General features: G+C 35.1%; 22 protein-coding genes, 1 tRNA gene and 2 pseudogenes. 11 read left to right on the forward strand and 14 right to left on the reverse strand.

From position 1 onward, the window contains the following. Window positions 1-103 precede the first annotated feature (103 nt). The 7 genes from NMD99_RS04425 (at window position 104) to NMD99_RS04455 (ending at window position 3,969) form a co-directional block, all read left to right on the forward strand. Complete coding sequence (locus NMD99_RS04425; RefSeq protein WP_264687851.1) at window positions 104-280, forward strand: hypothetical protein; 177 nt, start codon at window positions 104-106, stop codon at window positions 278-280. After that, window positions 274-591: a recombinase family protein gene (locus tag NMD99_RS04430; protein WP_264687852.1), complete on the forward strand. Its 318-nt coding sequence runs from the start codon at window positions 274-276 to the stop codon at window positions 589-591. The genes NMD99_RS04425 and NMD99_RS04430 overlap by 7 nt, the downstream gene beginning before the upstream one ends. Before the next feature lie 31 nt (window positions 592-622). Then, window positions 623-1,111 carry a recombinase family protein gene (locus NMD99_RS04435; RefSeq protein ID WP_264328685.1) on the forward strand — a complete coding sequence of 163 codons (489 nt, stop codon included), beginning with the start codon at window positions 623-625 and terminating at the stop codon, window positions 1,109-1,111. A gap of 89 nt (window positions 1,112-1,200) precedes the next feature. Further along, window positions 1,201-1,488 carry a recombinase zinc ribbon domain-containing protein gene (locus NMD99_RS04440; RefSeq protein ID WP_253307215.1) on the forward strand — a complete coding sequence of 96 codons (288 nt, stop codon included), beginning with the start codon at window positions 1,201-1,203 and terminating at the stop codon, window positions 1,486-1,488. Next, window positions 1,481-1,897, forward strand: coding sequence for a hypothetical protein (locus tag NMD99_RS04445; protein ID WP_253307214.1), 417 nt, complete (start codon window positions 1,481-1,483; stop codon window positions 1,895-1,897). Before NMD99_RS04440 ends, NMD99_RS04445 begins: the two co-directional genes overlap by 8 nt. A gap of 248 nt (window positions 1,898-2,145) precedes the next feature. Further along, a complete protein-coding gene (recR, locus tag NMD99_RS04450; RefSeq protein ID WP_253310001.1) occupies window positions 2,146-2,745 on the forward strand; it encodes a recombination mediator RecR in 600 nt (199 codons plus the stop codon). Between the two features lie 3 nt (window positions 2,746-2,748). Further along, entirely contained in the window at window positions 2,749-3,969 is a 1,221-nt protein-coding gene (locus NMD99_RS04455; RefSeq protein WP_253307213.1) for a KAP family P-loop NTPase fold protein, read from the forward strand. 45 nt (window positions 3,970-4,014) lie between these two features. Here NMD99_RS04455 and NMD99_RS04460 read toward each other — a convergent pair whose 3' ends face one another. Together NMD99_RS04460 and NMD99_RS04465 are read right to left on the reverse strand one after the other, a co-directional pair. Continuing rightward, complete coding sequence (locus NMD99_RS04460; RefSeq protein ID WP_253307212.1) at window positions 4,015-4,731, reverse strand: hypothetical protein; 717 nt, start codon at window positions 4,729-4,731, stop codon at window positions 4,015-4,017. Window positions 4,732-4,810: 79 nt separating this feature from the next. Next, the gene (locus tag NMD99_RS04465; RefSeq protein ID WP_253310000.1) at window positions 4,811-6,121 is read right to left on the reverse strand and encodes a pyruvate dehydrogenase complex dihydrolipoamide acetyltransferase; all 1,311 of its coding nucleotides are present in this window, start codon (window positions 6,119-6,121) and stop codon (window positions 4,811-4,813) included. 73 nt (window positions 6,122-6,194) lie between these two features. On the opposite strand from NMD99_RS04465, the gene NMD99_RS04470 reads away from it, so the two are divergent. Beyond that, a complete protein-coding gene (locus NMD99_RS04470; RefSeq protein ID WP_265017449.1) occupies window positions 6,195-6,683 on the forward strand; it encodes an SH3 domain-containing protein in 489 nt (162 codons plus the stop codon). On the opposite strand, the gene NMD99_RS04475 is transcribed toward NMD99_RS04470, so the two are convergent. From NMD99_RS04475 to NMD99_RS04530, 11 genes and pseudogenes are all read right to left on the reverse strand, one after another. Then, window positions 6,680-6,892, reverse strand: coding sequence for a hypothetical protein (locus NMD99_RS04475; protein ID WP_253307210.1), 213 nt, complete (start codon window positions 6,890-6,892; stop codon window positions 6,680-6,682). The genes NMD99_RS04470 and NMD99_RS04475 overlap by 4 nt on opposite strands. 126 nt (window positions 6,893-7,018) lie before the next feature. Next, window positions 7,019-7,183, reverse strand: a complete 165-nt coding sequence (locus tag NMD99_RS04480) for a hypothetical protein (RefSeq protein ID WP_265016560.1) — start codon at window positions 7,181-7,183, stop codon at window positions 7,019-7,021. Between the two features lie 111 nt (window positions 7,184-7,294). Next, a complete protein-coding gene (locus NMD99_RS04485; protein ID WP_309165621.1) occupies window positions 7,295-10,198 on the reverse strand; it encodes a hypothetical protein in 2,904 nt (967 codons plus the stop codon). Then, a complete protein-coding gene (locus tag NMD99_RS04490; protein ID WP_264687856.1) occupies window positions 10,158-12,512 on the reverse strand; it encodes a VirB4 family type IV secretion/conjugal transfer ATPase in 2,355 nt (784 codons plus the stop codon). Before NMD99_RS04490 ends, NMD99_RS04485 begins: the two co-directional genes overlap by 41 nt. 44 nt (window positions 12,513-12,556) lie before the next feature. After that, window positions 12,557-12,928: a hypothetical protein gene (locus tag NMD99_RS04495; protein ID WP_187297371.1), complete on the reverse strand. Its 372-nt coding sequence runs from the start codon at window positions 12,926-12,928 to the stop codon at window positions 12,557-12,559. Window positions 12,929-13,029: 101 nt separating this feature from the next. Further along, window positions 13,030-14,210: pseudogene (locus NMD99_RS04505) on the reverse strand (hypothetical protein). A gap of 107 nt (window positions 14,211-14,317) precedes the next feature. Then, a pseudogene (locus NMD99_RS04510) lies at window positions 14,318-15,312 on the reverse strand (NAD(P)H-dependent flavin oxidoreductase). Window positions 15,313-15,317: 5 nt separating this feature from the next. Beyond that, on the reverse strand, window positions 15,318-15,839 hold the full coding sequence (locus NMD99_RS04515) for a cytochrome b (RefSeq protein WP_253307207.1): 522 nt from the start codon (window positions 15,837-15,839) through the stop codon (window positions 15,318-15,320). A 1,558-nt stretch (window positions 15,840-17,397) separates the two neighbouring features. Next, window positions 17,398-17,877 carry a collagen-like domain-containing protein gene (locus NMD99_RS04520; protein WP_309165628.1) on the reverse strand — a complete coding sequence of 160 codons (480 nt, stop codon included), beginning with the start codon at window positions 17,875-17,877 and terminating at the stop codon, window positions 17,398-17,400. 74 nt (window positions 17,878-17,951) lie between these two features. Continuing rightward, a complete protein-coding gene (locus NMD99_RS04525; RefSeq protein WP_309165630.1) occupies window positions 17,952-18,116 on the reverse strand; it encodes a hypothetical protein in 165 nt (54 codons plus the stop codon). A 497-nt stretch (window positions 18,117-18,613) separates the two neighbouring features. Next, window positions 18,614-22,207, reverse strand: coding sequence for a peptidase M2 (locus tag NMD99_RS04530; protein ID WP_309165632.1), 3,594 nt, complete (start codon window positions 22,205-22,207; stop codon window positions 18,614-18,616). Between the two features lie 397 nt (window positions 22,208-22,604). Between NMD99_RS04530 and NMD99_RS04535 the strand changes: the two genes are divergently transcribed. The 3 genes from NMD99_RS04535 to NMD99_RS04545 all read left to right on the forward strand — a co-directional run bounded on the left by NMD99_RS04535 (window position 22,605) and on the right by NMD99_RS04545 (window position 24,891). After that, window positions 22,605-22,677 (forward strand) — tRNA-Val (locus tag NMD99_RS04535). 11 nt (window positions 22,678-22,688) lie between these two features. After that, window positions 22,689-23,600, forward strand: a complete 912-nt coding sequence (locus tag NMD99_RS04540; protein WP_265017443.1) for a cation diffusion facilitator family transporter — start codon at window positions 22,689-22,691, stop codon at window positions 23,598-23,600. Between the two features lie 52 nt (window positions 23,601-23,652). Next, window positions 23,653-24,891 carry a hypothetical protein gene (locus NMD99_RS04545; protein WP_309165634.1) on the forward strand — a complete coding sequence of 413 codons (1,239 nt, stop codon included), beginning with the start codon at window positions 23,653-23,655 and terminating at the stop codon, window positions 24,889-24,891. Between the two features lies 1 nt (window position 24,892). Here the strand turns inward: NMD99_RS04545 and plsY are convergent, their stop codons facing one another. Further along, window positions 24,893-25,468, reverse strand: coding sequence for a glycerol-3-phosphate 1-O-acyltransferase PlsY (gene plsY / locus NMD99_RS04550; protein WP_309165635.1), 576 nt, complete (start codon window positions 25,466-25,468; stop codon window positions 24,893-24,895). Window positions 25,469-25,472 lie beyond the last annotated feature (4 nt).

Consider the following 25,472-nt stretch of genomic DNA (forward strand, 5'->3'; position numbering starts at 1 on the left):
TATTTCCCGAAAGCTTCTACAAAAAGAACAGAGAGTTGAATTTATTTATAGAGCTAGTGATCAAATAACCATATGTCTCGATGAATAATAAATGGGAGAGCTAATGGGCAACAAGAAATTAATAGTTTGTATTCGTTGTAGTTATGAAGTGAATAGATTAGCAGAGTTGTATCTATTAGATGCATATGAAAAATTAGTGTTAAGTAAACCAATAAAAGTGAGCAAAAAGGAAGAAAACTCTGAATGTAAGAAAGTAGATTTGAGGAGGGTTAAATGGTAACAGTTAGATTATATGCAAGAGTTTCTTCAGGGAGACAAGCACAAGAAGGTACAATAGCAAGTCAAATTGCTGCTATAGAGAATCAAATTAGTATGGACGGACATAAATTATTAAATGAATATAAATTTATTGATAATGGTTCTAATATAATCCGTCCTGGTTTAGAAAAATTACGTGATAAAATAGCAGAAGGTAGCATTGATAAGGTTTATATTCATTCTCCTGATCGTTTATCTCGCAAGTATGCATATCAGATGGTATTACTTGAAGAGTTCAAGAAACTAGGAGTAGAAGTCATTTTTTTTAATTAGCGATAATCCAGAATCTCAATTACTATTACAAATGCAAGGTATGATAGCAGAATATGAACGTGCAAAAATCATGGAAGGAAGCTGCCGAGGAAAGATTTATGCAGCCAATAAGGGTTATATAAGTGTAATGAGAGCTGCTCCTTATGGCTATCATTATATAAATAAAAATACAGAGACAGGACAAGCCTTATTTGAAATTTATGAAGAAGAAGCTGAAGTTGTGCGTAAAGTATTTTTTTGGGTAGGAAGAGAAAGAGCGAGTATAGGAGAAGTATGTCGTGGGCTAAGTGCTATGTCCGTTATGACGCGAACAGGAAAAGAATATTGGGATAGGGCTGTAGTTTTGAGTATGTTAAAAAACTCTGCTTATAGAGGACAAGCAGCTTTTGGTAAAACAAGGTTAGGCGTAAAATTAAAACATATAAGACCAAAAAAAACTCCTGCGAGCAACCAAAAGATAATTATTCTACTTATCCTGTTCCAAAAGAGGATTGGATTTATATTAAAGTACCTAGTATAGTAAACGAAGATTTATTTGATATAGTTCAAGAACAATTAGCAGAGAATAGAAAAATAGCAAGAACAAGACAAAGAGGAGCAAGATATTTATTGCAAGGTTTAGTAGTATGTAAGCTTTGTAATTATGCATATTATGGTACTAGCACTGCAAGGAATAAGGAGGGAAAAAAACTAATAATCAGGTGTATTATCGTTGTATTGGCACGCCGTTTTGGTGGTAATAAAATGTGTAACAACAAATTAATTCGTACAGATACATTAGACATAGCTGTGTGGGAAGAAGTAAAGCATCTATTAAAAAATCCGAATAGAATATTAGAGGAGTATAAACGAAGACTTTCAGAACTTACCACTAGATCAAAAAAGCGCTTTGCTTGAAGCACAAGAAGATAAATTAAAACGTGGTATTGCAAGGTTAATTGATAGTGATGCTCAAGAATATATTGATCAAGAAGAATTTGAGCCAAGAATTAAAGCAATGAAACAAAACTTAAAAATGGTTGAAGAACAAAAGAAAAAAACATTTGATCAGAAAAAACTCACACAAGAGTTCACTCTAGTAGTAACAAATTTAGAGGGATTTTCCTCTAGTATTAACTCAAGTCTTGATAATGCAGACTGGCTAACTAAACGTGATATTATTAGAACGTTAGTTAAGCGAATTGAGATTAATTTTGAGGATGTGAACATCGTGTTTAGAGTGAAAGAGCTTCCAGACTCTTCTCATGGGGAGAAAAATCAATACTTGCAATGTTGTTGTAGGGGTAGTCATCCCGCTACTTGTTAGCGGGATCTAGAGATACTGCGGCGGTATGACGTCTCGCTTGGGTCAGCTATACCTTTTTTCTACTTAGTTTGGGTTATGCAAGAAGTCTATTATAATCAGGCTTTAAGTGTGCGGAAGTAATTTTTTGCATTAGAGTAAAAAATTTTTTCTATAGCTAATCAAAGTGGGATCAAGAGAAACTTACCACTTTCTTTACAAAGGGTTTGATGTTACCATTTGATGAACTATTCTGAATTTATTGAATGAACATTAACATAAAGAATCTAGTTCATGCTTTTTCTAAATTGCCAAGTTTAGGACCATCATCATCACGCAGGTTGGTTATACATTTACTCCAAAACAAAGAGAAAGTTATGCTACCACTTGTATCTTTGATTAAAGAGCTAGCAGATCTTATAGTAGAATGTGAGATTTGCGGAAATCTAGATACTAAATCACCTTGTTCTATTTGTACTAACCCAAAACGTGACACTAAGTTACTGTGTGTAGTAGAAGAATTGGGTGATCTATGGGCGTTTGAAAAAGGAAATATATATTCAGGTTTATACCATGTTTTGGGGGGCAGATTGTCTGCAATAAACGGCATAGGTCCAAAAGAACTTAATCTTGATACTATTCTGGAAAGAGTGACAAAATCTAAAGTTGAAGAGATAATTATTGCAATTAATCCGACATTAGAGGGTCAAGTTACTGCACAATATATAATTGAATTGCTAAAAAATTTGGATGTGAAAATATCACGTCTTGCTTGCGGCATACCAATGGGCGGAGAAATTGACTATCTAGATGAAGGAACGTTAAAAGCAGCCCTCACTTCAAGACAAGAATATGAGTTAAATATAAAATAAGGTATGTGCTTAAAAAAACTTGCATCGTTAATAACGTTCAAGAAGAAAGAAACAGCGCCACCACTTCAAGTGGCGGCTTGGGAAAATGACCGTCTAAACTATAAGCAATTTTCAGGCAAATTCAACACTATAATTAAAACGATTGATCAGTTTTTTACAATAATATCTTTAGAAGGATATGACGGATGGGGTAAGACGTTTTTTCTGAAAGAGTGGGTAAAAGAGTTAAAACAGCAAAATGAAATTGCAGCTTACTATAACGCATGGGATATCAATGCACTGGATCAACCACTTCCTTCTTTTTTAAATTTTCTATTTGAAGATTTATTTGCATCGTATGAAGTAAAAAGAAGCGTTATACAACAGTTCAAGAACATAAACCAAGAACTATTTTCTCTAAACACACTAGGAAAGCTGATCAGTAAATCTCCACTTGCTATGCTTTCCGTATTGCTTGACGCTACAAAAGAGGCTGATAGGAAAGATATTGGTTCTGTACTGAGAGAGTTGAATACTCTTCAAAGAAGAGAAGAAAACATTAAGGATTTTAAAACACAATTGGCAAAAGTAGTTAATAGAATTAGAAAAGACAAAAACATTTATATAATGGTGGATAATCTTGATGTGTGCCGCCCTAAATTCGTTGTCGATTTTTTGGAATCTATAAAGTATATGCTTGATGTGGAGGGGCTGGTTTTCATTATTTCTGTAAGTAAAGATAAGAGCAATGTGCATAAAGCCATTAGCACGATACTTGGACCAAATTTTGACCTAAAATCTTTTACTGATCTCTCTTTACATTTACCGAAGCAACCGATAGAAAAATTTACAAAAGAACTATTTGAAAATATTAAATTACCGAAAAAGTCAAAAAATTTGATTGTAGATAGTTTTATATTTTATGCAGAAAGCCTTTTACTATCGTTAAAAACAATAGAATACTGCGTAAAAAAAATAAAGCTGTGTCTTCTGAATTACACAAGAGAAGAATTACCTGCTCCAAATTTGTTTTCGTTTTTGGTAATACTGCAATCAGTAAATACTGATTTGTATGAGGAGTTAGATTCCTCATGTCAAAGAGCATTGGAAAAAATTGAAAATGAATATAAATCTTTAATTCTAAATGGTCAAGAGGAATGGGAAAAACTTAAAACCTCTCTAGAAGCTGCTTTTGCAGAGAAGGAATCAAAAATTAACAAAGCTATAAAGGATATAATATTTTGAAAAGATACCCTACCTTTGCATATACAAAGATAGGGTAATATTTGATTAACGCCCCTTTACTATGTTATTACCTTGTTCAAACTTTCTGATTAATTCGCTTACGTTGACATTAGATAATTTTTTACCTGCAGATTTGTCATTATGTGAAGCATCAGGTTTACGAAGGTCTTCCTTACTGTTACTCCTAGTAATATTACATCTGACAATGTTTGAATTATTAGACTTATCGCTTATATCTGAAATATTGCTTTTTTCACTACATGAAGACGAATTACTCGACATATTGTCTAAGCTAAAGCGCTTTTTACCTTGATAGATTGGATTCCAATCAAGTGGATTGTAAGCTTTAGCTTTTTTATCAAGAGTACTGCTACTAACATCACTGATACCACTATCCCCTGAATCACGGCGTTGTTTGTTAGAAGTGCTATGAATATTGTCTTTCATGAGTTTTTGCATTGTTGGGCCAAATGTTCTTCCAAGATTGCTACTTACTGTTTTATTACTATCATTTGCTTGGGAATGAGATGCATTTCGCTCAAAAATCGCTTTTATTCCAGCAAATTTAGCTTGGGAAGATTTCGGAGGAACAGGTGGAGCAACTTTCTTAAGCTTTACTATTTTTTCTAACTCATTCTGCGACGATAACTTGGTCTCTGGTGCTCTTGGTGGTACCGGTGGGGCAACCATGCCTTTTGAGTTAATCTTTCCTTCATTTTTAGGAAAAATTTTTGGATTATTTTTTTCTACTGTAGTATTCATTTTTTTACCTCTAAGCCTATTAACTAGTAGAATTATAAACTTAGAGGTATTAATTTTGTAATAACGATGCTAATAGGTTTCAAATAAGCATCGCCAGAGGACTCTCTATATAATGCTTAAAGGCATTTAAAAATTTTGCTCCTAATGCTCCATCAACTGCTCTATGGTCAACAGAAAGTGTTACTGTCATTATTTCTGCTATCTCTATTTTCTCATTCATAACAATTGGTTGTTTTTTGGATGCACCAACTGCCATAATGCAAGATTGCGGCGGATTGATTATAGCACTGAAGGCTTTTATACCAAACATTCCTAAATTGGAAATAGTAAACCCACCTCCTTGAAATTCTTCTGGCCTTAATTTTCCAGATCTTGCTCTGCTTACTAAATCTTTCACTTCTTTTGATATAGATAAAATACCCTTTTTATCAGCATTTTTTACTATAGGAGTAATTAGCCCATCTTCAAGTGCAACAGCGATTGAAATGTCTACATTCGAGTATTTAAGTATTTTATTATCTATCCACGAAGAATTTATATCAGGAAATTTTTTCATGCTGAAAGCTGCAGCTTTTATGATTAGGTCATTAATTGTTACTTTGTTATTTTCATCTGCTGAGCTAATCTCGTTTTTTAACGATATTAACTTATCAACCTGGCAGTCTACAGTTAAATAAAAATGTGGAACATTCTGTTTGGATTCAGTTAAGCGCTGTGCTATCACTTGGCGCATATTGCTTACTTCAACCATGGTATCTTCCTCGGGCCTTTCACGACTTTCAATGCGTGTACCACTACCTAAAGACTCCAACACATCAGCCTTAATTATGCGACCATATGGTCCTGTACCTTTTAATTGCTGCACATTAACCCCTTCATTTTGAGCTATTTTCTTAGCTAATGGGCTTATTTTTATTCTACCTTCTACATAACCCTCTGTCATCTGAGTAGCTGACACTGGTTCTTTTCTTCTGGATTCCAGCGTCACGCGCTGGAATGACACCGAAGAATGACTTGTTGGCTTTCCGTTTAAATCTTGGTGTTCTGATTTTTGATTATCAACAGCACTTTTTGTCACTTCCTTTTTAACTGCACTATTGATGGAAGTTGAAGTATAGTTGTTAAGTGCACTTTCATCTTCTCCTTCTTCCAGCATTAAAGCTATTGGTTGATTTACAGGCACGCCACTTGTTCCTTCTGTTACTAAAATTTTTGCTAAAACTCCTTCATCTATAGATTCAAACTCCATTATGGCTTTATCAGTCTCTATCTCAGCAATTACGTCGCCTACTTCAACTTTGTCTTGTTCTTTTTTATGCCACTTGACAATTTTTCCTCCAGTTTTGCTCATTGTCGGTGAAAGAGCAGGCATTAATATTTCTATAGGCATTGATTTTGCATTTAAAGATCTATTCAATTTTTAATTTACTCTTTATCTTATGTCAATCTAATCGTGAATTATGATGAATAAGTCTGTTACACTATCCCTCACGTCATCCCAGTGCGTGACACTGGGATCTTGGTTCAGTACTATTATCCTATTGTTTTTATTATTTAGTCATAGCTTGTTTGCTAATAACTTTGTTTCAACAAAGTCAAACAAAATCAACATGAGAACAGGGCCAGGGTTTCACTATCCTGTAAAATGGATATACACTTGCAAAAATCTGCCCCTGAAAGTGATAGAAGAGTTTGAGAGTTGGAAAAAGGTCTGCGATATAGATGAAGACTGCGGATGGATAAAAGGCAATCTGCTTAGTGATAAGCACCACGCAATGATAAAAGAAGATACTTATGGATATCAAAAACAGAGTGTAGACAGCAAGATTACTATGAAAATAGACAAGTTCGTTGTAATGAAAATAGAAAAATGCAACGAAGAATGGTGCTTTCTTTCCACCCCAAAACGTAAAGCATGGGTACAAAAAAAACATATATATGGGGTTGATTAGGTTGATAAAGGATCTGGATTAACACTAGTTTCCGGACCTTCTGTAGCAGACTCTTCAGATGAAGCAGGAGTTGCACTAACTTCTTGAGGTTCTGGAGAATTATTTTGCCATATAGTGCTGTCACAAAAACTCTGTAACATCTCCTCAGCAGATGAGTTTAAAATTTGTACAATAGACTTTTCACTTTGTTCTCTTAGCGATTGATCCATTCTAGAAATCAACTTAAGAAACTCACTACCTGATTTTTCAGCTTCACTTTTTATTTTGCTTTCTATGCTTGCAATATTACCTTGATCAATTTCTTCTTTTGTTATGTTGAATGAATTTGCAACATCTTAATATCCAATCTTGCAATTTCCACAACCAATTATGCAAAAAGCAATAGAATTAGATATTTCATTTGCAGCCCACTTATGTATAGTGGTAGCCAAATAATTGTCATGGTATTTAATGCTAAATTGTTGTTCTATTAGCTCAGAAATTTTATTCTTTAGAGACATAAAGCACCCTCCTACATTCGTTATACCTTTTTGTTAAGATACACCATTTACTACATGCTTTACTTTAATTAATTATTAAAACGAGAGCATAATTTTCAGAGTTATATCTTTTTACCTTAACAATTCTTTTTTGATTTCCTCTTCAACTTTCTCTCTTATATTCACATTAAGGTCCTTCGTCGAAAAATCAGTCATAGCTTCAAGATCATATAGATCTCTTGTCACTTTTTCAATAGCATCATTTATTTCTTCTTTGTCAAATTCCTTTATAATAGGTCTAATCTTCACATACCCTGGAGAGCCTTTACCATAAATTTCTTTGCTTTTATAAATGCAACCACCTGCACCAGGTTTACTGCTTCTCAAACCACTTCCACACTCTATTATTTCATACTTGACTTGACCATCTTCTATATATGTTATTTTATTATCTTCAGTAAACTTCAATGCACTTGCTGGTATGACTGTTTTTTCTAACTCTAAACTCGGTTCATGAATTATTGTGTCCCGATAACTTGTACGTTCAGGACCATATGTTCTATACATACCTCCACCTGCAACAGTGATTAATGGCTTGCAATCTTGTTTGTCTGAACGACACATTTTTATAAAAATAGGTCCTCCGTCCTTATCTGAGGAGTTATTTTCCTGGTTACCCCCTCCCTCTGTAACTTTCACCTTAATTACAGGATAATTAGGGTCAATTTTCAGTTTAGCTTTAATATAATCGCCTGGCATTCCTGCTCTACTTTCAGTGGAACATACAGAAGATTCGCAGTTAATAGGTGTATCTTTTATATGACCTGCTTCACCACTTCCCCACGCTTCTATTTCAACACGATCAAATTTTATTGATAAGTCATCTGTATAAACATCTTTATTTTCATGATCATAGGATTTTTCATTATTTTTTTCAAGATCTGGTTTCTTATTTTTCAGCTGTTCCTTGATTATCTCTTTTAATTTTTCTTTTAATTTCTTTTTGAGACCTTCTAAATCGAACCTACACAATTTATCAGCGTAAAAGACCTCTGTTCTATCTGCTTTAATCAGTTGATCTTTTAATTGTGTACACTTTTGTACTTCATTTTTTTCATCTCTTAATACTTTACCATCCTTATCTTTACAATCCACTTCCTCATACCTTAAGTAGAATGGCTTATCATTTTCATTTTTATTCAAATATTGTTTTGAACGGCTGCATTTTCCATCAGAGCAGATGCAACCATCATCACCTTGATTACATTTTTCTCTATGCTCTACATCCGTCAATTTGTATACTACTTTCAGTCCTTTACCAGATTTAAATGCCTTGTCTATCTCATCATTTCTTTTTACACAGTAACTGCATTTCCCCTTTTCCTGTTTATTGTCGTCAGGGAAGAAAACATACCCTTGCTTATTAAATATTATTTTATCCAACTGATCTTGAAGTCTTTTTATTTTTAAGAGGTCGACTGTTTCCCTTTCCTTGCTTGGAAGATAATAGAACCGATTTGATTCCTTTGAATAAACAGCATTGTATTTAATATATTTTGTTCCCATTAATTTTAGTGGTATTATTTTATTTTCTCTTTCAAGAACAAACTCTTCTGGTTCTGGCTGCCATCCAGAAAGACAAAGCATTCTACTGTTAGAATTTTCTTTATATTTTATTTCTACTTCTGGTTGTCCTAAGCTGTTCAATTTGCATTTATTTCCTTGAAACTCTTTACATTCTGTTTCAATATCAGGAACATAGTCATATTCTTTCAGAACTTTAAATTGTTGCGGATTACTTTCTAATATACCTTCTATAATATTATCAATATAACTTTTTTCGTTATTACTATCAGTTGTTTTTTTAACTATTCTCGGTTTTACTACCTTTAAAGATAGAGGGCCAATGTTTGTAGAAGAACCAGCATTAACATTAAAAGTACATAAACCATTGCTGTAGGTTCCACGTGCTTCATAAGTACAAGTGTTCTCACTCATCTTCATTCTTATCTTTAACGTGTTACTCTGTTTTCCAGGCGTGTTACTTTTTACTATCTCTACTACTTCAGGCTCTGGAGTAGGTGGTGCCGGGAAACAGCGGACGAACTGTGGATTTTTTTCATCTATACTTTGAGTTCCAAGGTATTCAGCGCAGAGCTTATCTTTTTCTCTATAAGTTTTGAAGTAGTACGTGATGCCATCTTTGTCTAAAATAGAGCGCCACTCAGCTTTATCTTCTCCATACCCTTTAGGGAAATCTAATTTTTCTCCAATCTCTCCGTCTCCTCCTTTCAGATCACCAATGATTACCTTAACTTTAGGGTTAAAGTAATCATTGTCTTCATCTGTTATAGGAACAATTCTAACTTGTGGAGGTGACATCGCAAGTTGCTCACAGAACGGAGGGGGGCCAGGTGCAAGTGGCACAGGGGCACATTTTACTTTTTCCTGATAGCAAGTATCACAAACATTTTCCATTTCTCCAGGGCGAAAGATATTTTCCCCTGAAAAAACTCTAGAACCACATGCAGAAATACCTGATATACAAGCACCCTTTTGACTGCAAGCGCATATTTTAGGAGAGTTAGCGAATCTTCTTTTTTCCTCATCAGTAACACCATCTGCCCATTCCCACTCAAGACCCCGTGTCACCTGTCCATGAATTTTTCCACCATTCAGCATTTTATCCCCTCCCCAGTCAATAAAAGCTGCAGCAGAAACACCCCCACCTGTACTTTGTGTTCCATATATTTGGCGGCAGGATTCCCCGCTTTGTAAGTCATAACAATAACTTTTTCCATCATAAGCACATACTCTAATTTTAGGATTAAAATAGCCATCAACTCCTTGATCTTTTATTGCTTGTACTTTAATTTCTTTTACCCAATCTCCGCTAACTATTGCTTCGAACCAAGTATTACTCGTTACAAAATTCGGACAATCAGCATATCCTTGATACGAAAGACCAAGTATCAAAAAGAACATCAATAAGAAATTAAGCTTTACACTTCTCATAAAACACCGGTAACCACTCATTAACTTCTTCTCCTTTTTCCTTTATTGCCTCGTACATATACTTTATCGTCTCTTTGTTAGCTGAAAGTACATGTATTTCTTGCATATTCTTTAAATCTAAATTTAAAGTTACTAACCCTTTATACTGCTTTATCAAAAATAAACCTTCCTGTGTTGGCGTCTGCAGAATTATATTCAGCTCCTCTTTCGATAAAGAAAATGCTTTCATGTATAACCTATTTGCATTGACGTTTGGCATCAAGATCCTTGTATCAACATGTTTATCTAAATATTGAGTAAATTTGCTAGCAAATGCGAGGTTTAAGTTTTCAGTACTTAGGATTACTACAACATTTAGTTCCGTCATTCTTTGCATCCAGTTATCAAACTCTTTCTCTGTAGGAAAGATATTACTTATCTCCCATGCTTCATCCAAAACAAGTATTGCAGGCGAGCCATCACATTTTGCCTCAAAAGAATATAAAAAATAGTAAAGTATCACGGACATACATTCTTTTCGTTTTGTGAGGTTTGCGGTGTTGAGAGATATAATTTTTGTTTCCCAGTCAATATCTGATTCATTACCATCTTGAAATAAGTAAGCAAACTCACCACCGTCACACCATCTACTTATTTTACCCCCGAGGAGCAAAAGCACCTCAGAAATTTGCGCAATAGAACGTGACTCCTTGGGTATAGCAAATATAGAATCCACAATTTTTCTTATCTTTTCTTCTACGTCCACCAAGCTCGTATCGGCTACCATTCTTTTGATCAGTTCAACCAACATATTGCGATTGGAAGCACTATCTTCAATGTTTAGTGGATTAAATTTTAGGCTTTTGTCCTTATACTTCGGATCGATTATATAATATTTACCACTCACTGCTTTAGTAAAAATTATCGACTTTCCAGTGTTATCCAATATGACAATTCTTGGGTTAAACTTTCTTGATTCTGATAATAGGAAATTAATGAGTGAAGTTCTGCCTGAATTTGGAGCTCCAAGTATCGTAGTATGGCCATTATTTCTTTTTCCATAGAAATTAAAGAAGTAAGGATTTCCTTCTTTTGAGAAAAAAACTGTTACCGCTTCTTTCCACCTTCCTCCTTTTAATGTACCTGACGTAAAATCATGCAGCATAGCAAAACTGCAAGCATATTTTGCTAATATATTTTTCGGTTGTGTAATAAAGGTAAAATTGCCCGGAAGTTGTGCCCAAAAATGACTTTCCATATGTAGATCAGTTCTAAATATCATGAAGCCAATTAATGACATTATAGAAGATAAATCACTAATATTTTCGGCTAACTTATTCCTATCGTCTGCAAATATTGTAAAAATAATTTTCTGTTGGCAGAAGTCTAGACTAGAGGTCTTTTCAAGCTCTATTATTTCTTCAATTCCTGAGCTTTTAAGTAAGGTATTATCCTCACTAATTTGCAGCATGTTAATTTGTTTATTAAATTCTTTTATTGCCTTACTATTACTAGTAAATATCATTATTTCTGTAATGATAAATTCAGATTCAAGCTGCAAGCACCTATCTATATTGCCTAAGGAGATTTCTCGGTATTCCTTTATGCTGAAAACAGAGCCAAATTTCTGTTGATTTTCAAAGATTGTCTGAAACGTATTGAAACCAAAAGCTATTTTAAAATTTCTAATATATTGCGACAGGTCCCTTTCATGTATTGGATAATCTTTGTGCGTTAATGTAACAATATAGTGGAGAAATTCTATCATTTCAGAATATATTTTACCTTCACTAAATCTTAGACCCAGTTTTTTAGCTCCAAAAGGTCCTAAATCATCGTGAATTAAGTCAGTTATCTTTTGCAACTCCTGGTGGCTTTCTTGTAAAGACAGCTTATGCTTATTCTTTATTCTATTAAAAAAAAATGAATTATTAGTATGCTTACCAAAATCGCTAAACAATATTACAATATATAATTCATTTATATACTGTAATTTACTATCAGTGAGTTTATCAAACCGCGCTGAATGTAGCTTATCAGAGAAGTCTTCAGTTTTATTCCATTTTAAGCTCAATTTATTGCGCTTTCGGACAGTATGAATCCAAACGGTAAAATATAGGCTATTAATATTTTTTGATATGCTTTTTCTAATTTCAGTTCTAAGGTCGCTGTAATTATCAACAGAAGAATAATCTTCTAACTTGATTATTTTTAACAACTCTCCCTGTTTTGTTAGTATAGTTTCTTCATTGTAATGACAAGCATAAGGAATGAAATCTAAATCAATGCTCTCTAGTAATGCTAAGTTGTTCTTTTTTTCAAACTTAGAGTTAATTGCTTGTACTTTTAGCTGCATATGCGTATTCAATAAAGATAATTAAAAAAGATAAAAATACTATCTTAATTTTTATCTTTTTTTTCGCTATCGGATTGTAATTTTATATCTTTTGCAAAATTAAATTTTTCTTTTAAGTAGTCTGTTGCCTTTTCTGTACTACCAAACATCATGATCAGTACACCAAACATTATCATAAAAAAGATTAGACCTCTGAACACTACTGCAAGTATCACCGCAGCTATACACAACCCTATGATTGTTGAAGGACTCATATTTTCTACAGTATCTTTAATTGAAAATGAAGAAATAAAATCTTTTACTGTTTCTTGTACATCCTTTAATTCATCACTCACCGAAGCTTCGCTAGAATATGATGCAAAAATGAAACTTAATAAGGCTATAAAAACCAAAACTTTATTCAATTGAATGCGCATCAACTAAATACCCTTTAAATATTCCTCAAATATAACAACTTTTATATCAATAGGCAAGAACTGAATTCACTTATCCACTACAAGTAACACATATTTAATTTTTACAGATGTGAACATGCTGTAAGCTTTTTATCATCAACAAGAGGTTCCACATTAATGGATGTTAATTTACTTGATAGGAAGTTTGAATGCAATTCAGCTACTGCTGCTATAGCAAACACTGCAGCCATAGCAAGTAGTCCTGCTCCTACCAGTCCTGATGTCATTGCTCCTGCAACAATGCACCCTATTGTAGAGAGAGCACAACCTGCTACAAGTGCAACGTGAAGATTTCTGTTATTGGGTTGTTTAAGTGGAGTATCTTCACCCTTTTTCTCATTCACAGGAGGTTTCTGCATGGTTGTAATGGTATTTTTTTTGTCCTTTTGTTCTTCAGATTTCACTGGCTGACTACCTGTCCTCTGAGTAGCCTGACCACTTGGGTCCATATTTTCTTTTTTTTGGATCCCAGTGTCACGCACTGGTATGACACCTGAGCTGGCTTTTTTTCTGTGGTCTGTTCTAGCAGCACTTTATTTTCAGTTTCTGCTTTTTGTGGATTACTATCTTCTTCAGTAGAGCTTATACTGCTCCTTACTGGTAATTCCAAACTTTCTTCACTCTTTCTAGGTGAATCTATTCTACTATCTGAATCATTATCATTACTGAGTTCAGAAGTCTGCTTATGCTCCTTTATTTCTTCCACAACCTTGCTATCTTTTTCAAGTATTTCTTCTGTAATACCTAAATTACTAAGTATTTTATTATCACCACTTTTTTTCTCAGCTATATTCAAGGGTGTTTCTTGTGTGTTGTTTTGCTCTTCAATATGTCCTAGCTGCATTTGATCTTCAATATTTTCTTTAACAGCACTTGGTATTGAGCTTACACTGCTGCTCTTGCTAACAACATCTAAAGTTATTAGTTCCATAATTATTTTTTCTATTTCCGTTCTTTTTGCTGTAGTTAGTTTTTTTGAGTTTGTTATTTCTACTTCCAATGCTGGAAGAAATTTCTCGGTGTAATAATTATAGTATTTTTGATATTTTTCTTGCTCTCTCAGTGATTTTTCTAATTGAATTAATACGTTAGGGTCAGCTCCTTTGTTGAACAACTCTATGCATTTTGCGATAGTTCCATCTCCATTTTTTTTTGGACTTTGATTACTATGTGTTTTTTTTGTTACCTTTTTGTATATAGTGTCGCGCAATTGTTGGTTAATATCTTTTTTAGAACTTGGCATAGACTTCTCCATACATAATAAAATGTATAGATACCTTTTTAGCGTTAATTTTACATTAAAACTGGGCAATTATGCCGTATTATGGATAATTATTTGCTCTTCTACTTCTACATTTCAATATAATTGTTTGCCTGTTGAATTAATATGTCTATCACTTCTTTTACAGGCTTTTCCCTATCAACCATGCCAACACTTTGACCGGCCATTAAAGATCCCGTTTCAACATCTCCATCAATTACTGCTCTTCTTAAAGCTCCAGCCCAGAACTTTTCTATTTCAAGCTGCCCATCTTCTTTTGAGATCTGTCCCTTTTGGTATTCATCAATAACTTTTTTTGATGCTTCATAAAATCATCACTTGCTTTGTTGGCTATAGCTCTTACTGGAATTACAGGAAAATCAGCACTTATCTGTACAGAAGGTATTGCATTACGTGCGGCTGATTTAATAAACACTTTCTTAAAATTTTTGTGGGCAATTGACTCATTAGTGCAGACAAATAATGTACCTATTTGACAGCCACTTGCCCCCATTTCTAAGTAATTAACTATCATTTCACCTCTTCCTATTCCACCTGCAACAAACACTGGTATTTGTTCATTTTTTAAATGAGGCAATATCTCTTGTGCGAGAACAGAAGTGCTAACTGGCCCTATGTGCCCGCCTGCTTCCATTCCCTCTATTATTAACGCATCTACTCCCATTTTTACTAACCTTTTCGCAAGGCTTAATGCTGGTGCAAAGCACATAACTTTAATGCCTGCACTCTTGATTTTTTCTATATTAGGCTTCGTTGGTAATCCGCCAGCAAGCACTATATGGCTCACTTTCGTTTCAATGCACACATCTATCAACTCACTCAACTTTGGGTGCATAGTAATTAGGTTTACACCAAATGATTTGTTAGTTAATTTCTGTGTCTCTATGATTTCTTTTTTCAATAGGTCTGGAAACATTGCACCACATGCAATTACACCAAAACCACCAGCGTTTGAGATTGCCGAAACCAAGTTTCTCTCTGAAACCCAGCTCATAGCACCACCCATTATCGCAAACTCACTACCAAGAAAATCTGTTCCTTTTTTCCAGAGGCTACTTAACATATAACCTATATCATACGTTTAAAAATGTTTTGCTTATCTATAAATGTGTGTTTCAAAGCGCCAAGTATATGCAAGATTATAAAGAGTACCATAAAACATGCAAGCATCGAATGTAGCTGATTAGCCGTGTTAGCTAGATCTTTGTTTTGATTAATCAACAAAGGGATATGAAAAAAATACTTGATCTTTTTGCCAGAAGCAGAAGACATAACATAGCCAGATAGTGGCATTAGCACCATTAAAGAATATAAACCAAAGTGTACTGTTTTACTTGCATTGATTACAAATCGAGAAAAATTTGCTGGAAGTCGTGGAACATAAGTAAAGACGCGAAAAAATATGCGTACTATGATTAGTCCAAGAATAGTGATACCGCAAGCCTTATGAATAGCGTATATGTTGAACTTAATCTCATTGCTAAGTGGTAAGCTTTTCATATAAAGTCCAGAGCAAAGCATACCAATAATAAAAACAGCCATCAACCAATGGATAACTCTTAAACCTAGGCTATATTTATCGTCTTCCATTTTGATTACCCTAAAGTAGCATTTATATAATAGAAAAACTATTTTTCAATCAAAATTATTAAAGCAATTTAGATTTACCGACAATGTAGCTATACAAATTCGACCCAGCCGGGAGTCAAGTAGCTGGCCGGCACCTAAGCCATAAACGGATTAAATGCAAAACTTCCTTGACAAACTCCGCCAACCCCCTTATTGTAGTATTAAGGGTATTTCTGACTCAAAACTTGTTTTTGACCTGCAGGCTCAATGACAAAATTCAGTAAAAAACTTAGGGTATTTTTTGGCGGATTACATAAAATTATAGCGGCTGCATGTCTTTTAAATTTTTTCTACATTCAGCCAAATCGCGCTTATTTTAAGCGTTAGCACATTATTACAGCGCCACTTACAGTAATATAGAGTCAAAACTCGCACCACGGGGCTTCTTTTGCCTTTTTTTTCGTTTGGTAAATTTCTTAATGTTTGTAGCTAAAAGAGCCCAAGAGAGGTGTCATCCCGCTGCTTGTTAGCGGGATCTATGTTAAGAGATACCGCGAATGAATCGCGGTATGACGTAGGAATGAATCGCGGTATGACGTAGGACTGCTGTCATCCCAGTGCCCCTATGATGTCATTCCAGTCTGGGATCTAGCCTTTATTATTTGGTTGAAATTAAGTCTTCTGGATCCCAGTGTCAGTTACTTTCATGACATCATCATAAAGTAAAATGAGATCCCAGTGTCACGCACTGGGATGACATTATAGGGGCTACTGGGATGACATTATAGAGAGGCGCTGGGATGACACCCTGACAATCGTCATCCCGCTGCTTGTTAGCGGGATCTAGAGATACCGCGGCGGTATGACGTAGAGCTCGCGTTAGCTATGCTTTTATACTCACCAACTTAGTGTCCAATCTGGATCCCAGTGTCTGGGCACTGGGATGACATCATAGAGGCGCTGGGATGACGCCCTGACAATCGTCATCCCGCTGCTTGTTAGCGGGATCTAGAGATACCGCGGCGGTATGACGTAGAGCTCGCGTTAGCTATGCTTTTATACTCACCAACTTAGTGTCCAATCTGGATCCCAGTGTCAAGCACTGGGATGACAGGAGAAGGAGGCTACTTTCATGACATCATCATAAAGTAAAATGAGATCCCAGTGTCACGCACTGGGATGACATCATAGAGGCGCTGGGATGACACCCTGACAATCGTCATCCCGCTGCTTGTTAGCGGGATCTAGAGATACCGCGGCGGTATGACGTAGAGCTCGCATTAGCTATGCTTTTATACTCACCAACTTAGTGTCCAATCTGGATCCCAGTGTATGGGCACTGGGATGACATTATAGAGAGGCGCTGGGATGACACCCTGACAATCGTCATCCCGCTGCTTGTTAGCGGGATCTAGAGATACCGTGGCGGTATGGCGTAGAGCTCGCGTTAGCTATGCTTTTATACTCACCAAATAAGTTTGCTTGCTTACAAGCAAACTTTCCTAGATTCCAGCGTCACGCGCTGGAATGACATTGTGGGGTGTTAGGTGTTATCCAAGTAGCGTGACTACTTGCTGTATTACCAAGTCCAATTAAGTGCAGCATCATCACTTGGTGGAATGTCAAAGGACGGTTGTGACATTTCCTCTTGCACAGCTTCTTTAAATTCTGGACTTTTTATATTTATCGCTGCTATATGCTTTTGTAAGGCTTGATCAGCAGCTATTTCAGCAGCTGATGGACTTGTTCCATCTTTACCATCTTTTCCTGGATCCCCTTTCTCTCCTTGTAGGCCTTTCTCTCCTTGTGGGCCTTGAACTCCATCTTTACCATCTTTTCCTGGATCCCCTTTCTCTCCTTGTAGGCCTTTCTCTCCTTGTGGGCCTTGAACTCCATCTTTACCATCTTTTCCTGGATCCCCTTTCTCTCCTTTTGGGCCTTGAGCTCCATCTGCTCCTTGTAGCCCTTTACCTCCTAAGAACGCCTTTGCTGTTTGGTCATTTGTACCATCATACTTTGCTTTGTCTGAGCTACCAAGAAATTCTCCTAATGTACCCACTAGAACTGATTTATTATTATCTTTTGTACTAAGTAAACTTCCAAGAGCTGTTGCTAAACCATCTACCTTGTACTCTACTGCAGGTTTTTATCTGGTGTATATTCCAATTTAAGATCATCTCCTGTTACGTCTAAAGTATATTTATTACCCTTCTTATCTGCTAAAGTTATAATTTTAACATGACTTAAATCTGTTGCTGCTGTTCCTACAGCGCTTTCAAATTTTAAACTAGCCGACATATCACCCTCCATTAATTACAAAAACCATAGCATGCATGAAAATAGTATAATTTTCGTTAATGCTAGATTTTACATAAGATTTCCTTGAAACTTTTCATTTTAGAATTCTTCTCTTGTCATCCCACTCCCCTCTCCTGTCATCCCAGTGCATGACACTGGGATCCATTTTTCCATCATCAGAAACGTTGTACTTTAATATAAAACGGCTACTTTTATGCTCATCAACTTAACTAGATCCCAGTGTCTGGGCACTGGGATGACACCGAAGGGGCTACTCGCATGACACCGAAGGGGCTACTTGGATGACAGCTAGCCTGACAACCGTCATCCCGCTACTTGTTAGCGGGATCTAGAGATACCGCTGCGGTATGACGGTTCGCGGTGGTATGACGTAGGACTGCTGTCATCCCGCTACTTGTTAGCGGCTAAGAGATACCGCGAATGAATCGCGGTATGACGTGTTGCTTGGGTCAGCTATACTTGCCTCCTTGTATGTATTAGATGTAGGCTGAGTTGTGGTCGTGATAAATGTGGTCGCTTGTGTAATCAAACATTTTCACAAAGCCATTCTCTAGATAAAGATTATATTCGTGATGTTGATCTGATAATACAATATTATCTTGCTCCCCTAAATTGAAATGACTTGAATCTGACAGCAATTCGTAATTTGGATTATCTATTTTACTAATGCTGCTTATTACTTTGCCATTACCACTTGATATAGCTAAACTATAACTATCACCATCCTTCATTATTTTGATGGACACCTTATCTTCAGGTAACACTATAAGCTTCTTTGTGCCACTATCGTGGATTACGAATTTGCCTTTTTCAAAATAGTATTTGTCTTCCGGCAAAGCACCAACCTTATATCCTGATTCAGCCAATTTGTGCCAAAACTTTAACACAGATTGCTTTTCTGCTCCTTCCGCTCTATCATACAAGGCTTTCACATCATTATAATCTATGGTTACATTTGCCTTGTGCTTCCCTTCTGAGTCCTGCTCGCGACTCTTTTCTATTTTGAGAATTGTGTCTTTTAATACTACCTGTTCTTGCTCTTTCTCCTCCACTGAAGCTGTTCTTTTCGTTCTTGTTAAACTTTGTGATGGAATTGGCTGATCAGACTGCATTTCACTATTGTCGTTTGATACAGTTCTCTCTTCAGCAGCTTGTGCAACAACATTAGTAGTATTGTGACTTATGTGTGATGTATCAACTTCTGTCTTAGTTTCACTTACTTGCCCTTTTGGACTTTCGGTTTGTTTCTCTTTTGTGAATATTCTCTGATAGTCCGTGTAGCCTCTATTAGTGTCACCGATATCACCATCACCTTGATCGAAAGTTATTTTTTTACTTCCATTCCCCATGTCCTCAATTTCAACTTGAGGAGAAACAGATGCGAGGAAGTCGTTATAACTGTAGTTATAATCAGCAGAAAAGAATATTTTCCCTTTGAAGTTATGGAAATTATTAGATAACATTCCAATTTCTTCATCAGTATCACCATCAAATAGTTTTACTTTAGTGAAATATGCTTGATCTTTTATTCTAACTATTTCACCGCTAGAGTTTCTTTGTATTTGGTAATCATTTGGATCGTACTTTATAGCAAAAAGTTTGCCAGAGCCATATTTCTCTAAGTTTATAAGGCCCACATTTACATGTTTATGGGAATAATCTCTCTTCTCATATTCATGTGCAAATATTGGATCTATATATCTATATTCATCTGGTATGCCATTATACTCTCTCCCTTCAGAATCAGATGGTGCTAACTTATATTGTCCATCCTTTTGCACTAACTTTAGATGAGTAACTTTTTCAGGTAACTCATAGCGCACATTTTTTCCGTGATCATGAATGAACAAGTTACTTCCATTTGTAATTTCACCTCTTTCATTTTTCACCTCTTCGGTAATATAAAAGCCCATATTTTTGAATTCATGTAAGCGCTCGTCTCCTTGCTTTACAACCGCTTCGTATACATCGTCGTCTGTCCTATCTGTTCCCTTATTATCCAGTAATTTTCCTTTTTCCACGATTACTCCATTTGCCTTTTGCTCATCAGAATATTGTGCATGCTTTGAATCCTGATGATTCAAAATTTTGGTACCTCTAAGGAGCAGAGAATCTAAATCTTTTTGGATGTGTCCAGTGCTAGGATGCAACAATTCATTTTCATGTAAATGTGCTTCATCAAAGTATTCATCGCGTTCAACTGTTCTGCCATCTATCAGAGAAGCTTTATAATGACCATTTTCTTTTGTAACCGCCATATAAGCACCACCATCATATTGAACATTTAAGTTGTGCAATATGTCCTCAAAAACAAAAGTTTCTTTAGTTTGGCCTTCAACTTGCTTAAAAAATCCTGATTCGCTCAATAATTCTCCAAGCTTTGTATTTCCGTCATATATAGACAGTGCACCCATATCTCCTTGACCATGAGCTTGCATAGAAAAAATCTTACCTTCTTGTAGATTAATGTGAGTACCTCTGATTAAGTTTGGATCGATATTGATCATCTCTTCTAACATCTTTTCTACATCGATGTTCTTAGTCGCTTTTACTTGTTCTAAGCCAGTGTTTATGGTTTTATCAAGCAAGGTACTTTTTAAATTTTCATACTTATCTAGTATTGCATCTTTCAGTTGTGTATATTTGTCTTGTGTAGCACTATATAATCTCTTATCTTCATTACAATAATTAGTGCTGGCTGAATTGCATTTTTCTACAAATTTCTCATAAGAGATCTCTCCTCTTTTGTGTTGCTCGTATGCATCATGATGCTGTGTTTCTTCCTGTTCACGCAGGCCTTTCAACACATCATCATATTCTATATCCTTCTGCTTATCTAAGTCTTCTAGCTCGCTCGCACGTATTTTTTCTAAGTCTTCTTTCCCATTAGAGTAAGATTTTCTTAGATCTTCACCATATTTTGATAGCATCCTTAAAGCTTGCATTTTATACTCTTGACTGTTTTGATATTCATTACCTTGTTGGTCAGAGTAAGTCAGCTTAACCTGCCCATCAGCAGTTTTTACTGCCTTTAAGAAATGATATTCCTTTGATATATCGAGGTTATCATTTGTTGCCCTATTAACAGCACGAGCATAATCATAAAACGACACATGTTCTACAGGAGAAAAACTTCCAACGTTTTCTCCATCTATTTTTTCTATATTTGCTTTATAGTAGGATATGTTTTTAATTTCTCCACCAACTATTTCTTGACCAGTTGCTATAAAATCTCCTTTTGTAACTTGTAGGGCATTAATTTCTTCCATAGCAGTTTCTGTATCATTCTCAGCAAGCCAACTTTTGAAGTCAGCATCATGTCCTTTTATGTCTTTCAAGAAACTTTTTGACTCATCTGAGTTACCTTGACGTAAAGCATCTAGGTAGTCTCTTAATAAACTAGGATCTTTTTCCTGTAAGTACATTATCAACGCATGACCTGTTTTATAAACCAGGCTATTTGCTTCGCTGTCCTTTGAATATTCTAAACTTAAAATTTTATCTAAATCCAAATTTGCAGCTTCAGTTTTATCGATACTTGATCCTTGAGAATTGAATTTATGATCTGAATGATGCTCAAAGTAATCTGCAATTCCTTCCATTAATACTGTAGGTAGGTGCTTACCTCCTGTAGCCAAGTAAGTTAAACCATGTGCAAATTCATGCTGAAGGTTATGAACGCCACCTTGCTGATAGACATACATTTCAGCAAAAACATCAGCTTCCCCTTTGTAGTAACATTTACCACCCTCATCTCCAAGGTAAGAACCGAAACGCTCGCTTCCGCCAAGGTGAGTGTAATCATCCTTGTCATCAAACATATAAATTTTAAATGTTTGTTCTGAGTTGCTGTGTTCTAACTTGAATGTATCTTTAAAACTAGTAGCTGTTTCTTTTATCTCACTTTCAATTGTTGCAATTTTACTTGCTCTTAAATTATGAGAATAAACTTCTACTTTAATATTTAAATCTTTAACTTCTACAACATGTGGCGAATTAAACCCTTTGCCGTTATTGTTAAAGTATTCTTCTTTAGTTATATTTTTATTTATTTGTTGATTGATTGTCATAATTCTAACCTCTAATTTATTAACTCTTCAAATATAAGGTGATCTCTACTAAAAAAGTGTGAATTTTCATATTGGTATAATCTATATCTTAGTGAAGAAATATAAGTAATTAATTTAATATGAACAATATAAGATATAGCTATAACTAAAGCAATTTAGATTTACCGATAATTTGGTAAGCTATGAACTCGTCATTCCGCTACGTGTTAGCGGAATCTATGCTGAGATACCGCGAATGAATCGCGGTATGACGTAGGAAAACCTGACCTGCACTAGCTATAGGCTCTATAGCTTGACCACAAAAAAAATCTAAATTCTAACGTTACATTAGGATAGGGTAAGAATTTAAAAGCAAATTGACTTTCATTCCACCAAAGCACTATACTAAAACCACGATGGGTAATTAGCTCAGTTGGTAGAGCACTTGCTTGACGTGCAAGCGGTCGCTGGTTCGAACCCAGTGTTACCCACGTTTTTGTTCATGAAAAGATTTTATATGACAGCAGTGCATAACGGCAAACACTCAGCAGCACAGTCCAAGCGCTTAATCTATTCCATAATAATAGTTGCGATAACAATGTTTATGGAAATAGTAGGTGGAATAATTTCACATTCGCTTGCTCTACTATCAGATGCAGGGCATATGCTCACTGACCTCTTTGCCTTAGTTTTAAGCTGGTTAGCACACAAATTTTCAGCTAAGAAATCTGATTTGCAAAGATCATACGGGTATCATCGGTTGCAGATAATTGCAGCATTTGTTAATGGTTTAACTTTATTCTTCATTGCAGTAATCATTATAATTGAGTCAATAAAAAGATTTATTTTTCCGGTAAATGTTGAGTGGAAAGTAATGTTAGTAATTGCTACACTTGGCCTGATCTCTAATATTATAGTCTTTTTTATATTACATAGTAAATGCGAGAGCAATATAAACATAAAAAGTGCTGTACTACACGTTATAGGAGATATTTTAGGTTCTGTAGCTGCTATACTTGCATCCATAATTATCATGTTTACTGGATGGCAAATGGTGGATCCGATTTTATCGGTATTTGTCAGTATAATCATTTTGAATAGTGGCTACAAAATTCTAAAGAATTCTTGCCACATACTTCTTGAAGGCACACCTGAAGGGATATCTACTGAGGAAATAAAAAGTAAGATCACATCAGAATTATCTGAAGTGATAGATGTGCACCACATACATGCATGGTCACTGTCTGATAATTATTTTATAATTACCATGCATGCCAAAGTAAAGCAAGATGCACAACACACTGATATTTTGTATGAGATAAAAAAAATACTACTAAATAGGTTCGAGATAGCACACTCTACAGTCGAGATCGAATACGATGAGTGTGCGGATAATAAGATACTTAAACATTGACGTTTTAAATTACTATGCTATTACTAGAGCGTAATGATGTTGAAGGTAAGCTATGATAGGTATCTCTCAAATACAATTTCCTTGCAGTGGTTCCAGTAAAGTTAGAATTGCTCTCTATTTATCTTTTTATTATGCGTTAACTATAGTAACCATTCCTACTTCGATAATAGCTAGCTTAGTATCTACTCTATATGATACAGAAATTAAAACATTTCTTGGATATAAAAAAATAAAAGGTGGGGAAAAAATAAGTAATAAAGAATATTGGAAAATATTTGGTCAAGGTAACATAATCAAGTCAATCGCAGTTTCATGTATTGCTGGGCTAACAATTTATTATTTTTTCTCTAAGTCTTTAATATTAGCTTGGCTGCTGGCGCCGATACCATTGGCAATTGGAATAATCCTATTGCAGCCCGAAACAAGGCCAGCAACACTTAACCCTATAGCCTTACTTAAAGCTTCATTAAAGCTACTTTCCGATGGTTTGTATGAGAATTTAGTTGGTACAAAAAATGTAATAAATGCTATGAAAGAACATATGATGCCTCATATGGCAAATGATAGCATTATTGACAGTATTAATACACTAAAAGATAAATATGGTGAGAAGATACCAGAACCTAATGGTGTTATACATAATGATGAATTTGTTAAGTTTATTAAGTTCGTAGAAGGGGAAAAAGAGCTTGGAAACAATAATAAAAAAGAATTTATTAACTTTCTTAATGAATGGTGCAATAATGATGAACAAGTTCATGTTTCTGGACTCATGGGGGGGCAAATTTTATATTTGGTTCTAAAGGCTTGTAATAGTGGAGATAGTGAATCAGTTGCAGTAAAAAGGCAAGAGTTAGTAAAGTCTTTAATGTATGCCATGAACTATGCTAAAGGAACAATTGTTCCTGAAACCTGCTTTACTGGTATTATTGGTGCAATGTTAAAGTCATTAGAAGGAATACACCCTGGTATTAGAGTAGAATACCTTGTAGAAGATAGAATTGGAATATGTGCAGAAGATGAGGCATGTGAGTTTATTAAGAAAGAGCTGCAAAAAAAGAAGAATCATAAAGAAATCCTCAATGCCTGGGATAAGTCAGATGATAGCAGTAACCAAATAACTTCTAATTTTATTCAAGAAATCAAGATACCTTTAATGAGAAATTTGTTTAGCTTGGATTGTAGTGAACAGAATGTAGTAGATACAATAGAAAATCTTGAATATATTAATCCAGGAAAATTAACCGACCCAAACATCGATAATATAAGAAGCAACAGGGTCAGCACATGAATTATAAAAATTTATGTTCCTTGCCTTGCAGAAGATTCATAATATTCTTGTAGTGCTTGAGAAAAACTAGTGTTCCTATAACTAGTAATGTTAAGAACAAATTCCTCTGAAAAAAAAAGGACCATGCTACAACCGTTGAAGTAGCAGTCAAAGAAGCAAGAGAAGAGTATCTAAAGATAAAAAATACCACTATCCAGGCAAATATAAACACTAATGCCGCAGGTATGTTAAACGCTATCAACACTCCCAGAGTTGTTGCAACTCCTTTACCTCCTTTAAATTTTAGCCAAATAGGAAACATGTGCCCTAAAACTGCTAAAATTGCAGATACATATATATAAAAATCGTTATTATCACAAAATTGTTGTGCTATATAAACTGCGATGAATCCTTTTAAGGAATCCAGAAGTAATGCCAGAGCAGCAAGACATTTATTTCCTGTTCTTGCAACGTTTGTAGCGCCAATGTTTCCTGAACCTACTTCTCTTAAGTTTATCCCTTTTATTTTTGTAATGATTAAGCTAAACGGTATTGAACCTAATATGTAGGATAGTATAAGGACTACATGCTTTTCCATTATA

The organism is Wolbachia endosymbiont of Listronotus oregonensis (genome assembly GCF_031205055.1).
Taxonomy (GTDB): domain Bacteria; phylum Pseudomonadota; class Alphaproteobacteria; order Rickettsiales; family Anaplasmataceae; genus Wolbachia.